Source organism: Enterobacter cloacae complex sp. ESBL7 (genome assembly GCF_041679625.1).
Lineage (GTDB): Bacteria > Pseudomonadota > Gammaproteobacteria > Enterobacterales > Enterobacteriaceae > Enterobacter > Enterobacter asburiae_B.
On the sequence record NZ_JBGORN010000016.1, the window covers coordinates 1 to 16,052 of the forward strand.

Annotated in this window: 11 protein-coding genes; all 11 read right to left on the minus strand. The window is 59.9% G+C overall.

What is annotated here, in order from left to right; translation table 11 throughout:
* Window positions 1–970 (minus strand): type VI secretion system ImpA family N-terminal domain-containing protein (locus ACERY3_RS24170; RefSeq protein ID WP_373226612.1); only part of this gene is annotated, 970 nt, incomplete at its 3' end.
* A 17-nt stretch (window positions 971–987) separates the two neighbouring features.
* Window positions 988–1,425, minus strand: a complete 438-nt coding sequence (tssE, locus tag ACERY3_RS24175) for a type VI secretion system baseplate subunit TssE (protein WP_373226614.1) — start codon at window positions 1,423–1,425, stop codon at window positions 988–990.
* A complete protein-coding gene (locus ACERY3_RS24180) occupies window positions 1,422–2,648 on the minus strand; it encodes a DUF3396 domain-containing protein (protein WP_373226615.1) in 1,227 nt (408 codons plus the stop codon). The genes tssE and ACERY3_RS24180 overlap by 4 nt, the downstream gene beginning before the upstream one ends.
* 10 nt (window positions 2,649–2,658) lie before the next feature.
* Entirely contained in the window at window positions 2,659–3,948 is a 1,290-nt protein-coding gene (locus ACERY3_RS24185; RefSeq protein WP_373226616.1) for a VRR-NUC domain-containing protein, read from the minus strand.
* Entirely contained in the window at window positions 3,948–6,452 is a 2,505-nt protein-coding gene (locus ACERY3_RS24190; RefSeq protein WP_373226617.1) for a type VI secretion system Vgr family protein, read from the minus strand. The genes ACERY3_RS24185 and ACERY3_RS24190 overlap by 1 nt, the downstream gene beginning before the upstream one ends.
* Window positions 6,445–6,981 carry a type VI secretion system lipoprotein TssJ gene (gene tssJ / locus ACERY3_RS24195; protein ID WP_373226618.1) on the minus strand — a complete coding sequence of 179 codons (537 nt, stop codon included), beginning with the start codon at window positions 6,979–6,981 and terminating at the stop codon, window positions 6,445–6,447. Before tssJ ends, ACERY3_RS24190 begins: the two co-directional genes overlap by 8 nt.
* Entirely contained in the window at window positions 6,978–8,075 is a 1,098-nt protein-coding gene (tssG, locus tag ACERY3_RS24200; protein ID WP_373226619.1) for a type VI secretion system baseplate subunit TssG, read from the minus strand. The genes tssJ and tssG overlap by 4 nt, the downstream gene beginning before the upstream one ends.
* Entirely contained in the window at window positions 8,039–9,805 is a 1,767-nt protein-coding gene (tssF, locus tag ACERY3_RS24205; protein WP_373226620.1) for a type VI secretion system baseplate subunit TssF, read from the minus strand. The genes tssG and tssF overlap by 37 nt, the downstream gene beginning before the upstream one ends.
* Before the next feature lie 32 nt (window positions 9,806–9,837).
* On the minus strand, window positions 9,838–11,445 hold the full coding sequence (tssA, locus tag ACERY3_RS24210) for a type VI secretion system protein TssA (protein WP_373226621.1): 1,608 nt from the start codon (window positions 11,443–11,445) through the stop codon (window positions 9,838–9,840).
* On the minus strand, window positions 11,442–14,849 hold the full coding sequence (locus tag ACERY3_RS24215) for an ImcF-related family protein (protein ID WP_373226622.1): 3,408 nt from the start codon (window positions 14,847–14,849) through the stop codon (window positions 11,442–11,444). The genes tssA and ACERY3_RS24215 overlap by 4 nt, the downstream gene beginning before the upstream one ends.
* A complete protein-coding gene (locus ACERY3_RS24220; protein WP_373226623.1) occupies window positions 14,842–16,050 on the minus strand; it encodes a hypothetical protein in 1,209 nt (402 codons plus the stop codon). The genes ACERY3_RS24215 and ACERY3_RS24220 overlap by 8 nt, the downstream gene beginning before the upstream one ends.
* Window positions 16,051–16,052 lie beyond the last annotated feature (2 nt).

Below are 16,052 nucleotides of genomic sequence, written 5' to 3' on the forward strand. Positions count from 1 at the left end.
ATCCGTAGTCCTGCGCCCATGTCGGTGACAACTGCGCCAGTTCGTCCAGCTGGTCGCGGGTACGTTCAGTCGCCATCCGTCCCTGCGCCTGCAGAGCGGCGGCGTTTTCTTCAATCATCGCTCCCTGTTCGGAGGCAGAGAGCACCACCGGCAGCGGTGAAAGTGAGGTGTCAATCAGCGTCTCCGGCAGGTTGTCGTGCCAGTGTTGCCAGCCCCAGGCGCTTAGTGCCGTGAGCAGCAACGAGGCGGCAACGCCCCCGGCAAATCCCGACCACACACCCCGACGATGGCGCTTCAGAATGGAGGTCTGCGTGATTCTCTGGGTGCCGTCATCCCGGACCACCAGCACCACCGGGTCACTGTCGCCATACGACGGCGCAGCGCTGCCCGGAAGCGGACTGGCGGTGTGCGGGTAAGTGGACTCAGCGGGAGCAGGTAGCGGCGCATCTTTCGCGTTTTCCAGCCGGACCACCGCCGCGTGCATCCAGTGCAGCAGTGCATCCATTTTACTGACCTGGCGCAATTCCAGGCGCTGTAACAGGTCGCACAGGTGGCGAAACTGCTGCTCCAGGCGATAGACCACCGGCAGGTCCTGGTGACCGAGCGTGAAGCGGCGCAGGCTCAGCATCAGGTGGTCACTGAGCCACACCAGAATCTCCTTACGAAACGGCATCTGCGGCGGCCACATTACGCTCCACTGGTGTGAAATCAGCGAATCGACAAGTTCCAGCCCTTCCGACAGCCCGGTGAGACCGGAACGCTGCAGGCGGGCACAGCAAAACCAGGATGCGGTCTGCAGGTCGGTGCCGTTATGGCGAAACAGGGTAACGCAGAGCTGCTCCACGTTGCGCCAGTCCACATCGGGACGTGCGGGGTGGGTCAGCTTGCTCAGTTCATCGCGCACCTGGGTGTACTCAGACCATGCGCGGGGATCCTGGCCCGCATGTACGGGCAGGTTTCGGGAAAACATATTCAGATGTCCTTAACTCAGGAGGGGAGTATGCGTTGTTGTTTCAGGTGGCGGAGCAGCACTTTACCTTCCGGCATAAACTCGGTGCCAAAGCGCACCAGTCCGCCGTCGTGAAGTTCCGCTTCAATGGCATAGCGCAGTTCACCGGGCCGGGTCTGCTCCAGTATCACCACGTTAATGTCCTGAATACGCGGCTCGTATTTCAGCAGCGTGGTCGCCAGCGTGGATTTGAGTTCATGGACGGTGCCGGGCATGCCCTGCAAAATCAGCGTCATATCCGGCAGACCGTAGTCCGGCAGGTGCGCCACGGAACCGGCCCGGGTACTGAGCACCCGCTGCAGGTTATCCAGCACCGACATAATGTGCTGGTTCTCTTCACTGACCTGGTGCAACTCAAGTTCACCTTCAAAATTTCCATACAGCATGTCGTGTAATGACACTGAACGATGACTCATTCTGATGACGACTCCGGTAAGGTAAAGACACTGCCCCGATCATCGCGTTTCAGCAGCGACCAGCAGGCACGGTGTTTCTGACCGTGAACATCCTCAAAGGCGGGCATTTTTTGTCCTTCACGGGTTTGAATATACTGCGTGGTGCCGTTAACAATCGAGGCCCACTGCCCGGCATGAGGGGCGATATCATCCGTCCAGCGGGTAATACGGACCGGCTCCAGTGACTGACCGTCATCGTCGCTGTCCAGCAGGGCACTGGCTTCATCAAAACGAGCAAACCAGGCCATGGAAGACTCTTCTTCAAACTGAAAGTTTTCGTATTCTGAGTAAAAATGCAGCCCGTTATGCCCGTCCTGCCGGATGGGTTTGATAATCTGATTCACTTTGACCAGCAGCGGCGGTAACGGTTCTGAATTGACCTCGCCAGGTGCGGGCGGTAATGCCCCGGCTTTCAACACAATGCCGCTGTTATAGGAAAGCAGTTCAATCTCCGGCGTTTTCGCCAGACGGCGGGTCAGTGTCTCCGTACCGCCCAGCTTGTCCAGCCACGGCGTCCCCAGAATGGTGTACCAGCAGGCTCCTTTTACTCCCTCGACCGCTTCTCCCCCCTCCAGTGTCCCCAGTGAATCGACCATCACGCCGGGAAAACGCTGCGCCAGCTGGTACTCATAGGGAAACATGCGTTCAAACGCGTAGGGCAGTACGAACGACAGCCCGGCATAGCCGCTTTCCACCGTAAAGGTGTTGCACAGCCACATCAGCCAGGACTGATAGCGCACTTTGCCCTCCGGCTCTTTCAGCAGCGACAGCGGAAACACCAGTTTGATAACCGAGCGATTATTCTCGTTATGGAAAATCCGTTTACCCATAATGAGTATTTCATAGTCAGGGGCATGATAATCGGTTTCGACACTGCCCAGATACCAGGAAATAATCTCTTCCGGGGATGAATCCAGGATTGTCTGTCGGTTTTTCTGGTAGTTTTTCTCCGTGATGCCCACCCATTTCGAGAGCATGGTCTTCTTCAGATGCGGCTTAAACTCACCGTAATAGCGGTCCACGCATTCGACCATCTTACGGCGCACCGCTGCCGTATGGCCGTCCTTAAAGAACACCGTGATAATCAGCCCGAGGTTGATCGCCGGGCTGCCGTCCCGGTATCTGACCGACGCGTCCGGCAACCACTTATCAAGATAGGTCAGTTCAAAATCTTTCAGTTCCATTATCGCTCCCTTATTCGGTTGCCAGCGTGCCGGACGCTCCGGCACCAAGAACGGCAGCCAGTGCGTCCCAGGCGCTGATTGCCAGACGCACGATGGTTAAAAAGGCGGCCAGTATTTCCGCCGGAACCCCCAGCGTGACCACCAGGGCCCCAATACCGACCGCAACGAGCACCACCCCCACCGTTTTCGCCACGCTGGTGATGATCTGAACCCATTCCACCTGTTTCAGTGTATCCAGCGTCATGTCCGTCGCCCGCTGAATGCTCACCCAGGCGGCCTGTAGCTGCGCATTACTCCAGACTGCCGCGCTGCGCCCGGTGCGGCTGAACCAGCGCCACGTCTGAGCCTCCTGGTAATAAAGCCACTCGCCTTTGTCGTTGAGCCAGCCCGCCCCCCGGCTCAGTTCCTGCTGCATCTCTTTCGACAAAGCATTCCAGCCTGCGGCCACGTGACCGACAACCCCCTCGCTGAGGTCAGCAACGGCCTGACCGGCATAGGTCCACGGCTCCACTTTCGAGGGGGTGGGGGTGGGCGTGGCCGGGGGCGTGGGGGTAAAGATAGGCGGGTAGAGAAACAGCGGCCAGTATTTCGCCCCGCTGGTTTTCCAGGCCTTCATCGTCACGTTGACCACCTGATCGCTCCACTGCTGCTCCTGTGAACGGCAGTCGTGGATCTCCAGTATCGTCATACGCCTGCGCTCTCCGCCAACAATCAGCATGTAATCTTCATACTGCCCTCGCTCAAGTTTATCCCCCGGAAACTTGACCTCCACCAGTCGCTCCAGGTTATCGCCGTGCCTCTGCCCTTCCGCATCGTCTCCCGCCAGCCCCGGCCAGCGATTATCTTTATCCTTCACTATAATGATATCGGGGCGGCGGTAGAGACCTTTTCCCGGCACCGGAAACGGGTTGATGGTATGGCGTCTGCCTGCCCCCTCATGCCGTAACGTACCGCTGAGAAACGGGCGGGGCGGAGTAGTCCGCATATCAAACGGAACCTCGGCCTTGTACCACCACTGGTAATTCGCCGCGATTTCGTCCACCCGGATCAATCCGCTCATCATCATCTGTTTCAGGCTCATCTGATAACACTTACCGTTCCGGCGGATTTCACCCGATAACCGGGGAAAGCGCATCGCGTATTCCACCTTGATATGCAGGTACTGACGGTTATCCGCTGTCGGCAGGCGTGACTGTTTCTCCACCATCTCAATGCCGGTGGTGGTGCAGTCCCACGGCTGATTGTTCGCACCGGCAGGCCTCTCTGCTGCCGGGATATCGGGTAAATCGGGTTGTTCCATTACGCCTCTCTGAATTCCATTGCCAGTTGATGTGTCTCCCCGTCCCCCGTAAAGCACAGTGGGGTATCCGGCGAGAGTTTCGGGTGAACCACATGCAGTTCAGCAGCCTCTTCTTCACGGGTATAAACCGGGGCCGAGTAACCATTGTCATCGGTATATCCGCTCGCTATCAGGCCAGAAGGCGTAGTAATGCGGTAAGGTGTCTTCACTCTGACGTTACCGTGCATGTCCAGTAGCCGGTACACCGCCGAGTACATACGGGAAAGTCCCGTCACAGGGATATCCACCGCCATTGGGGCGGCGGCCACATTCATCGTGGGTTTTACCCTGCGCTGATAGCTCTGCATCGTCCCGTATTCCACGACACCCTGCGCCAGTGTCAGATAGCTGCCGCCACCAATCAGAGTGATACGCTTCTTGCCGGTCAGGGTGATATCATCGCCAGCACTGAGGTTCAGCGGTTTCTGTGCCGACAACTGCATACATCCGTGCTGCGCCTGCACCACCACGGGTCCTTCTCCCGACTGCAGACGCATCGCCCCCCGGTGCGCAAACACCCCGATCTGCTCTCCGGCCATTGCCGTCATCGCCCCCGTCACCCCGAGGCTGATATCCGCGCCTGCGCTGAACGCCACATTGTCAGCCGCCGACAGCTGCAGGTGTTCCCCGCTGGTCAGCGCTATCCCCTCCGGGGCCGACAGATGCAGCATCCGGTCCAGGGTCTGCAGCCGCGTCGCCGACATCTGTACCTGAGCGGTGATATCCGCCTGCAGCGCCTGAGCCTGTTCAGCGGCAATATCCAGTTGCTGGCGCTGCTGCAGGCAGACGTCAATTTCACGCAGCGCATCAGCCTGGTCCAGCACCTCACCGACGGCTTTATTCTGCCCGTCGGCGGTCACCAGCAACCCTTTTGCCACCCGGATGACACCGTATTCGTCGGTGCGCAGCTCAAAGCCGGTCCCCCGGGGCTGGCGCTGTGCATCCGTCATCTTCCCCTGATTCAGCTGCGTCGCCCCATACGGGGTGGTCAGCGCAATATGCTCCTGCGCCTTCTGGTCTTCCATGCGCAGCTCGTTGCCACCGCCGGTACGCAGAATATTCTGGCTGCGGTTATCACGGGTTACGATGTCAGGGTGTTCAGAATCATGAAAAGCGTGCGCAATATAAGGGCGATCCGGGTTGCCGCCATGGAATGCCACCCCCACTTCCGTACCGTCCGTCAGGGGCATGTGCCAGCCATATGTATCTCCGGCAAAGGGCGAAGCCCGCCGCAGCCACGGATACGCGTAGCCCGGTTCGCCCTCATCCGGATGAAAATCCATCCGTACCCGGTAACGCCCGGTGGTATCAATATGCGCGTAGCGGTCATAGGGGGTAACGCTTTCCACCCGGCCCGGCAGCGTGCCGGTGATGTGAGGACGGGGACATTCCGCAGGCCGGAAGCCGTACGCCTCCCGGTACGGCATGCCCCACAGCGACACGTACAGCCGTGAGTCACGCGCCCCACGAAACGAGGTGAAGGTCACCAGTATGCCTTCATTCAGGTCATGCAGCCCCGCTCCCACGGGATTTACCACCTGCCCCGGACTCAGCCAGTAAGCGTTACTGAACAGATGAAGGTAAGCCAGGTTATTCAGCTCGCGCTCATGGCGGATGCGGGCATAAAATCCCCCGGTTTCAGGGGCGGGGGCGGTACCCTCTCCGGGGTGAAGATAAGACTCCCTGTCGCGGTAATGCCCGCCCGTCGTCACGCCCGCAGCACGCACAGAGGCAGTGGCATCCATGGGGGCACGTGCGGTACGAGGATTGTAATCACGAACCGGGACGTTCCCCGTCGCCACGTTGTGCCAGGTACGCAGCCCCCAGCAGCAGAGTTCAGCACCATCATACAGACCGGACGGTTCATGGTATGGCAGAGGCCGCTCAGGCCGGTACTGCTGCTGGCTGTCACCAAAGACCGTCACATCCAGTCCGGTCACATCATGCATCGTCTGGCGATACCAGATGCCGACCTCCGCCAGAATACGCTGCACAAACGCCAGGTCCGTCTCCTGCCACTGGGTGATGAGTTCGCGTTCCGGGTAGTCGCCGGTCAGCTGAAAATCAAAGTCGGAACCTTCCAGACCGTGCGAACGCAGTATCTGGGCCACCAGCTCCGGCACGGTGACATTCTGATAAATGGCGCAACGCCGGGAGCGCGACAGCAGCGCCAGACGGGACCCAAGAGTCACGGCATAGTGGGACTGGTCTGCGTTTGTGGAAAGCCATTCCAGTCCCGTGATAACCCCCTGCACCACTTTGTGATGGCGCAGACTGAAACTCGCTGACTTCAGCAGCACGGCTTGCGCATCCACCGTTCGGTGGGTGGTAAACTCAATGCGCCATGAAAACGGCCTGCTCAGCGCTTCTGTCCCGCGAAATCGCTGAACATCAGCCCTGACCGTGCTGTCGCTTATCACCAGTTGATACGGGTTCTGTTCGCGACCGGTATTCTTATCATCCACCCTGTTTCCCCTTCAACGGTACCAGGCTCAGACTGCCGTCACCCAGTTCAACGGTCCGGGCCTTGTCCGGATCCAGTTCGTCACGTCGCAGCACCAGCCGCCAGGTGTTGTGCTTCAGATCCGGCTGGCGAAACAGCGCCACCACCGCCACGTAAGCGGCATTTTCGTCCATCGGCATATTCAGCGTCACGTTGCCGCCGGGCATCACCAGCAGCGAACGGGAGGCCAGCATATCCTCTTTCAGGACAGGGCTGTCATCACGCAGCAACGTCTGATAATCAGCGGAGTCCAGGCTTTTCCGGTCCTTCAGCTGATACACCCTGACCATGGTCGCCAGCGGCGTCTGGGACTCATCCGCATTCAGCGCCGCACGCGGTGACAGGTCCAGGTGCAGCGTTTTGATTTTTTTGTAAAACAGCGAGGCTGCCATACTGCGCGTGCCGTCATGGACGCTCTGGGCCAGCCCGCACCCGCTCAGCAGAGTGCACAGCAGCGGGAGCAGGGCCCGCCAGTGATTCATAATGTTCATGGTGTTTCCTGGTCAAAGCGATACTGACCGTCGCTGGCCGGGTGCCGTGCAGCCATGCACAGACCCTCATAGCGGCCGGTATTGACGGTGATGTCACGGGGAGGGGGACTTTTGCTCTCCTGGCGCCCCAGCACGCCGGTCTGACCGAGACGGACCCGACGGGCGCGGTCAGGGTCAAGCCGGGGTTCCGGTAACAGGGACAGGGGCACACGAAGCTGCAGACGGACATCGCTGCGATACCCGAGGTACACCCGCAGCAGAACCAGCAGGTCAGCGTGAAGCGATCCCCCCGGCAGCCAGCCTGCCGCCTCTTCCCGGTCTGTGGTACTGAGCGTGACCCGCACACGACTGCAGCCTTCCGGAGCCGTCTGCCCCAGCACGGGACGTGCTGAAAGCATCACGCGGTTTGCCCGCACCAGACCGCTGCGCACGCTCACCGGCACACGTATCACCTCATAATCGCTTACCGCCGTCTGCGTCCGGGGAGCCAGCAGACTGACCAGTGCGCGGATCCCTTCGGCATTGCGGGTCGGCAGACGCATATTGCCCAGCAGGGCCAGAAAGCGGGACACCGGCGTGGCAATCCGTCCGGCGGTACCTGGGATCCCCAGACCAATCAGCCCCAGCAGGCACTGTGAGGTTACATCCGTTCCCCCCGCCTCAAACGTGGCCGGGTACGCATATTTGCGCCAGATCCGGTAATACTGCGTGGTAATACGGTGGCTGAACAGATCAAGAAAGGCGGTGACGGCTTCATACCCTTCACGCCGGGTGGCAATATCATCCAGATAGTGCGTCGGCAGCGGGGAGTCCACACCGTATACCCCGAGGAAAGTTGTCCGCACCGAGAGCGGTGCCTCCGGATCGTCCTCATTCTCCTCCACGGCCCGCAACTCGCTGACCGGAAATCCCATTCCCGGCCAGGGGCGAAAGCGAACCGGATCGTTGCCGGGGCGACTGGTACTGCCGAGCGGAGGCGCATCAGGAGCCGCCTGCTCCAGCAACCGGCAGAAACGATAGAAATTAACCCGCCAGATCTCGTCCCGCAGTTGCTCTGTCAGCCGGGTACGTGCTGACTGTGATTCTCGCACCATCGCAGTCGTTCTCCTGTGGGCTGCAGCAACAGCGTCAGCTGATTAAAAAGATGAATATCGGCATACAGGCTGAAGAAGCGGTGCAACAGCTCCCCGAAAAGATTCACATCCCCTTTACCGGCAAACAGCCCGGTGTCGAGGGTGATTTCAATATCGACGCCGCGCAGCATCACGCCGCGCTCAAAGCGGCGGATAAGGGTATGTCTCACCTCCACAATGGCTTCCAGACGGCGGCGGTTCATTTCATCATCGCTCCAGTCGTACAGCGCCAGAGTCCCCCGCAGCACCTCCGGGTTATCCATCATGCTGAGAAAGTTGGACCCCAGATGGCTCATGACCCGCCAGTGAAAACGATCGCGGGCAGGCGGATAGAGCGGCATCGTGGGTGCCGTCAGGTTCTGGATCTGCAGCGGAATTTTTCCGGCTTTCACCGGTCTGTCCAGCCGCGTGCTCCTCAGCGCCATACGGGGTAACTGACCGTTGGTCCCGGTCATTCTCATCGACAGCGCATCGGTTTTCCTCGCCAGCTGGTCAGCATCAAAGGAATCCCCACCGAGAATAAGCCAGGTGTCATACAGACCCGAGGGACCGCGTTTCACCCGGGTATGAAAGTAGCGCTCCGGTGCGCCATGGCGCATCATCCCGCCACGGTGACGAAAGCTGGTAAACGGCACATAGCGCTGTTGACCATTTTTCACCGTCCCGTGGATCTCATCCACACTGTAGATCTCGGTATGCCCGTCCTGGATCCGCAGGGGACGCAGCAGATATTCATTTACCAGCGGATCCAGAGGCATCGGATCCGCTTCCAGCGTGAACAGGTTGATGACCGGCGCACAGTGCAGACGAACGTTACCGGTGCCGAACGTTAACTCTGCAGGCCAGGCCTCGCTGAGCACGATATCCACCTCAAACCACGTACTCTCCGGTGCCAGTACAAGCTGCTCCAGCCCCCGGAGCCCGACAAACATGAATTTTTCCCGGAAGCTGAAATACTCCAGCAGCAGCTGATAGCCACTGAATGCGGACGTACCCTTCGGCCACAGACGATCGTCGTCATCAAAGCCCAGCGGTTTACACCAGCCGTCAAAGGGTTGTCGTTCCGCTGCCCCCGCATGGCGGACATACATCGCCTGAACCTGACGCGTCAGCGCCAGATGCAGGGCTGAACTGACCGGTGCATCCGCACAGAGGTACAGAACAACCTGCTCCATCTCCGCCTGTGTCAGATCAGCCCTGGCGGGGCATTCAAAGCGCAGCCGGATGGCAGAACGACCGTCGGTTTCCGTCTGCAGACGGGCTTGTGCCAGATGCAGGGGCTGAAGCGTCAGCGCCCGGGTGGTCCGGTACTGGCAGGCCGTCTGCCGTGGCCCCACCGGACGGGAGAGCACGGAAAACCCTTCAGGCAACCGTTCCGCCTGGCGCAGCTGTTGCCACGGTGGCGCAAACTCCACCACCGACAGGGAAGGGATGGTGCGCAGATAATGCGGCCACAGCAGACTCACCAGGCCTTCCGTCAGTTCGGGTAAATCGTCATCCAGCTTTTCGCGAAGACGCCCCATCAGAAACGCAAATCCCTCCAGCAGGCGCTCCACATACGGCTCAACGGCGCCGGGTTTATCAAGATGCAGCATCGCCGCCCTGTCCGGATGGGCGCGGGCAAACTCTTTTCCGGCCTCGCGCAGATAGCGCATCTCGGCCTCGTAATAACGCAGGGTTAAATCATCCATTCCTGTCTTCCTGATAGCCTGTCAAAAAAGGGTCAACTGCAGAGCACCATGGCCCGGGCAGGATCGAGGTTAACCAGCGAGGCCAGCAGGCTGTCCATCTCCGGAGCCAGCCGTGCACGCTCACTGTCGTGACGCCCCGCCCGCAGGCGAAGCAGCTTCAGACGCCGGGCAAGCACTTCAAACAGCAACCCCGGCTCCCAGTCCGCCAGCGTCAGCTGCGGTGCCTGCGCAGCCAGCTCGCCCAGCAGATGCATTGCCATGTCATTTCGGCCGTACTGCTCCGCCACGCGGGCCATCAGCAGGCGCACCAGCCACCGGCCCCGTGGAGTCTCAAACCCCGGACGGGTCTGCAGCCACGCCAGAGCGGCCTCCGGGCCGTCGCTGTCCCCCTTCGCGATCGCCTCCGCTTCCAGGGTCTGTATGTCCTCATCCACCGCAACCGTCGTCGCGGCAGGCTCATGGCCCGGATGCCCGGAGGAGGCATTCACGTGTTCCGCTATCCAGTGCAGAGTGACCTCATCAGCAAACGGACTGCCGTCATTCCAGGCCAGCGTCTCAATACCGGGCAGTCGTGTCAGAAACAGCCGTAAATCCGCCAGCACCGCCTCTGCAATGACCTCAGGTTGTTCCCCGGCCTTGCTCAGCCCCTGCCAGAGATACCACTGCAGATCGAGCCAGAAATGATTGACGCCTTCCGCAAAAAACTGATCGGCAAGGGTGACCAGCGCCGACCAGCTTTGCTGACGGTAAAGGCGGATCAACTGTGCCCGGTAATCGGCACGGGGGGGATTCAGCCGGGTTGTACCGTCCGCCGCCAGCGGAGGCAACTGCTCAACGGTGTCCCAACGGATGGTTTTCATCAGACGGTGTGCGGCCAGCCAGCCTGACGGCTGTTCGCCCAGCCAGCGTGACAGATGACGGGCCTGATCGAGGACTTCCCTCGCGGACAGTTTTCCCGGTACCGCGCCCCCGGAAAAGGGTTGAGGAGCAGGAGACACCACCTGATGACTGACATTCTGGGGCAGCATCGCACCCGCGCCGCCCGCACGTTCAAGCTGTACACGCAGGGCCTGGCATAACCCCGTAAAGACAGGTCGTTCCGCTTCCGGCCATTGACTCACCGACTGGTGTAACTGCACCAGGGCCGTCGCCACCGTGGCCGTGTCTTCCGCCACCACGCCCGGGAAACGCCCGAGACCGTCGATAATGCGCTCACTGTTGAGCCATTCCAGCGATGCCCGTCGGGCATTCGCCCGCTGAGGATGCAGCTGAACGCCGAAACGTGACACCAGTCCGGCAAGCAGCAACAGTCCTTCACTCAACCCCCGGAGCCCTTCATCCTGCAGGCGGGCCAGGGTATACCAGGTCGCCACGCGGATATCTTTGGCCGTATGGTAAAGGAACGATCCCGCCCGCAGACAAAGCTGCGGCAGATCCCCGCCCGAGGTTTTGTTTATCTCCTCGCGCATCCACAAAAAATCGTCCTCGTAGGCCGGATCTTCGCCCGCTGGCGCAACGTCGCCAAAAGGCTGCAGCCAGTCTTCCAGACCCGAGAGCGTCTCCTGCGCGACCTGCAGTAACCGCTGCTGTGTCTCTGCATCAGGTGCGCTCAGGTGAAGCAGGTGTTCAGGGGTATTCACTCGTCGTCCTCCCCGGATAAAAGGGACGCATCATGCTTATCGGATACCGCATCATGTTCTCCCGCAAAAATCGTTTCCGGCAGCCGAAAGTTCCTCAGTTTCAGTAATGCCAGGGGCCCACCGCCCAGTTCACTGCGCAGAACCATACTGAGCGGGTGACCGTCAGTCGTCAGCCAGAGAAGTTGAGTACGGCTGCTGTCCAGCGGCGTGGTTCTGGCCTTCTCCAGCAGGCGGATAAGACTCCATACGCCCTGCTGGCTGTCATACAGCTGAAGCCCCCCGTTATGGTTACTCTGCCAGCTCAGCGTCTCGCCCGGACTGTAGGTGTCACCCGGCCAGGCGAAGCTCTGCCAGCTCTCCATCTGGTTAAAGTAATCCAGTTGCTGTCCGTCCACCGTCAGCTGCATCCGGGCCACGTCTTTCGACGGCCGGGGCAGGAGTTCAAAATGAACCCCGGCGTCACCGCCCGCAAAGACGATGTCGGACAGCGCGGTCAGCTGGTTCACCGCCGAAAGAAACGCCGGGTTGATACGCATCCCCTGGCTTGCCGCAGGATCCACCACCCAGCGGTTGCCTTCCAGACGCAGCATGCCCCCCAGATTCGCGTGCAGGAAGGTGGAAATCCGCCCCGTGTCCGCCCGTAAAAACTGTGCCAGCATCGATAAAGAGGCATCACTGCCGGTGGCACTGAACGGATAGCGTCCGGTAAAGGCGGTATTCCAGGGCCTCACGATGGCGCTCTGCCAGCGGGCGTTCAGCCCGCCCGCCGCCGGAGCCAGTACCTGACGCCAGGCCAGATCCAGCGGCTGCACAAACAGGGCCTGCCCGAATCCGCCCCACGCCTGCCCGAGGCTCGCGGCCACCAGGCTTCCATAATCCCGGGTATCGGTCAGATCGCCGGATTTTCCCTGAAACACCGCCCGGGCCAGCCCCTGCGCCATCTCCTGCGGATCGGGTGCGCTGGTCACCTGCTGCAGTTTCAGCCGCAACTGCGTGACGCGGGTAAGCCATGTCCCAAAGCTGAGCGTGTCACCGCTGTCGACGCCCTCATGCCCCCCCATCAGTCCCAGCAGGGGACCAAACACGCCATCAAGAGGACCTTCCGGCCCCCGGGCCTGCGCGGCGAACTGCTCGCCGTCCGTCACTTTCCCCATCAGCTTTTTCGCTGAGTCCACCAGCGAGTCTGCCAGCGCACCGCCTTTCTGGCCGGTTTTTCCCTGGTAGCTGAGGGTGTTCATCAGCGCCACCAGGGGAGACTGCCGGGCATCGGACAGCAGGTTAAGCTGCCCCATCGCGCCGGACAGTGACGAGGCAGGATGCCAGCGAATGCTGTTGAGCATGCCGAGCCAGGAGTTACCAAAATCGGTAAAATAGCGTTCCGTCAGCCTGGCCTTTAACGCCTCCGGCGACACCTCACCGCCAGATTTGTGCGCCTTGTCGGTCAGCACCCAGTCAATCTCATCCCGGCGGGATTTCACGACATTATCAATGGCGCTCTGCACCTGTGACTCCCAGGCCTGACGGGTGAACATCCCCGGCACCACCTCGTCTGTGGAGAACAGGGAAGACGCATCCGTATCGCCGGTCATATCGGCCAGCGTCAGGTCCGGCCAGTTGCTGGCAATCTGTTTCAGCATCTGCTGGTACAACCCGGAGTCCGCATTGTGTTGACCGATTTGCTTAAGCAGGATCTGGCGCACCGTCCCCACCAGTTCGCGATTGGGGGTCACCGCCCATTCAGGATGGGCCGCCAGATTCTGTCCCCAGAACGCCGCCAGCGAGGGTGCCAGCGTCTGCCAGGTGCCCGCAGGCACGCCATCACGCTGCGGCCAGGCCGTCAGGATATATTTTGCCATCCAGGCAGCATCCGCTTTGTCCGGCCGCGACATCATCAGATAGTCTTTCAGCAGCCCGTAAGCCTGCTGCGCCTCCTTCGTCCGCGCATCGCTCGCAGGCGGCAAACGAACAAAGGCACGAAGACGGGCGATGAGCTGTTGTGCGGTGGCATCACGCATCAGCAGGGTATTATTGCGGGCATAAAGCGGCCACAGAGCCGCAAGCGTATCGTGGTCCTGATTGAGGCCAAAACGGGTGTACCACGGCGCTCCCCGGGCTTCCCGGTACTGAAGACGGGCAATAGCCTGCTGCAGCGCCATCTGGTGATGCAGTCGAACGGCCAGCGAACTGTGGGTATCCGCCGCCTGGCTGGCGGTCTTCTGCACCAGATAAATTTGTGTACGGTTCACGGCAAGCGACAGACCGGTGCCCGTGCCCCACAGCACGATGAGCGCCAGCAGGAGAGCTTTCCCCCGGGTTCTCCAGTCCGCCGTGATTTTTCGGGCACGAACCACCACGCTGTCCTGTGCAATGGTCTGCCATCCCGGCGAGGACATCGCACTGTGAGGAAGCGATGCGGTACGGGTCTGTGCCGGACTGAAGACGAGGCCACGCAGACGATAAGGTGCCGTTGCACCCAACACCCAGGTCACCAGCGTCTTAATATCGCTGCGTAAGGCATCCTGCAACCGGGACGACAGGCTCAACAACCCGTCGTGGCGCAGGTCATTCAGCACCGCCGTCATCCCCACCTGACGCAGACGGGGAACCAGCGCATCCACCTGTGACAGTAAGGCTTCCGGCGTGCATCCCGGTCCCGACAGAGCCGCAACCGCCTGGCTGGATCCTCCCTCAGGAAACCCCTGATGCGCCAGCGGCAGCCACAGCCAGACCGGAGCCTGCCAGCCCAGGAGCTGGTCGGCTTTCTGGCGGTAACGGATGCAGGCATCACGCGCCTGTTCATCGGGGAAAGCGTCCGTATGCACTATCTGGACAATCCCGGTCACCGGCTGGCGGGGACGAAGTTGTCTGAGCACGGATAAGACGTTTTCATCCGGCGGCAACTGCGCATCGCCACCGTAAACCAGCAGACACCCCTCCGCTTCCTGCCAGTGCTCACTGCTCAGCCTGGGGGCAGCGCTCTCCGTATCTTCCGGACTCCCCGTCACCAGGAAAATACGGACCTTCTTTTGCCAGCGAGGGCCGTAGCGGAGCTGAAGGTGATCGCGGATAGTTTCAACACAGAGACTTTTTTCACGACTTCCGACCTCGGGGAGGTCGGTTAATATAACCCCGACACCCTGCTTCCGGTTTGCGCCCCACTGATAATACAGACCGGATTTACCTGAAGCATTGAACATCTGTTCAGTCAGCCAGCCCACTAAAAACCAGATAGCAGCCATCAGCGAACAACAGGTGAAGATCCGCTGACCGTCCCAGGGACCAAGCCCCGTAGTGGACACCATTGTTTCCGGAAAGGCATAAAACAAAAAAACCACGATCACCGTCAGAAAAAACAGAACAGCAACAGTCGTGCCAATCAGTGTTTTCACTTTTACTTTAGACATTCCCTTGCCGTTCCTCGTGCATTTTTTCTTTAGTGATAACCATGACCCAAATCTCATCAATATCAGCTGCTGGCTGGGCGGCAATAAGCTGGGGTCCCCTTGTCTCACAAACTGCTTCCGCCAACCCTGCGGCAACCCACAGAGCCGCCTGACCGCAATACCCCAGGACAGGATCGAAGCAAACGTTGTTTTCTGACAGACTGTATGTCAGTCCATTTTCTTCACAGGCCGTATTCCAGCTCGCTCCCGTCTCCAGTAGTGGGCCACTACTCCACCCGCCCTGTAACGCGCAGGCATCAATTCCGGCCCACAGCAGGGCTCTGTTCAGGGTTTTCACGAGGGTAGTATTACGACCTTTTTCAGGTCTGTGGAGACGAGGGGCGTCAGGAAATGCCACCGATTTGCGGTTGCAGAGCACCATCATGGTCACAGCATCAGCCTCTCCCGCCCGGGGAATGGACGGAAGAGAAAATGTGACAGCAACAAGGATCCCCGGCACCTCATGACATTGATCCAGCCAGAAATCAAACGCAGCCGCCCCTCTTTCAGAGAGAAGATGAAAAGTGCTACCGGTCACCTGCAAAAATTTACTGATGAGAAGAGGCTTAACCTCAGACTCCAGGTCAGTGTCACAATCCAGCGCCAGCCAGCAGGCGATTCCCCGGGGAAGATGTTTTACCACTCCAGCCAGACTCGATGACAGTTTGTTCACTGCGTCATCCAGCGCTTTCGGCAAATCCTGTCGAAAATCAATCATAGCGGCATAATTGACCGGTGCGGAACTGCCCCGTGATGGTGACAGTTCCGCGACGGGGGCAGCTTTGCTGATGGCAGACAGTAACTGCCCTGGTTTATTTCCGGCAGCAAGCTGGATACGTGTGGCGAGGATCCAGGCGCAACGTTGCCCACGACGAACCTCCTGGTCAATAAGCGCTTCACGTGCCACATTTCGGGACTCAGCAGCAACCTGCTGAATTTTGTAACCCAAACGCCGGCCTGAAAAAATCAGGCCCCAGCAACAAAAAGGTAATCCCAGCGCGGTGAACCAGAAAACAAATCCTGTACGTTCTGACGTCCATCGCCAGAGCGTCAGTATAATTCCAGTCAGCATGACAAATGCGAGAAACAGCAGCCAACGCCGGGTGTCTGGACGCCGGACCTTCGCCGCTTTCTCTGGAATAGCATCCAGCCAGACAGGCATCT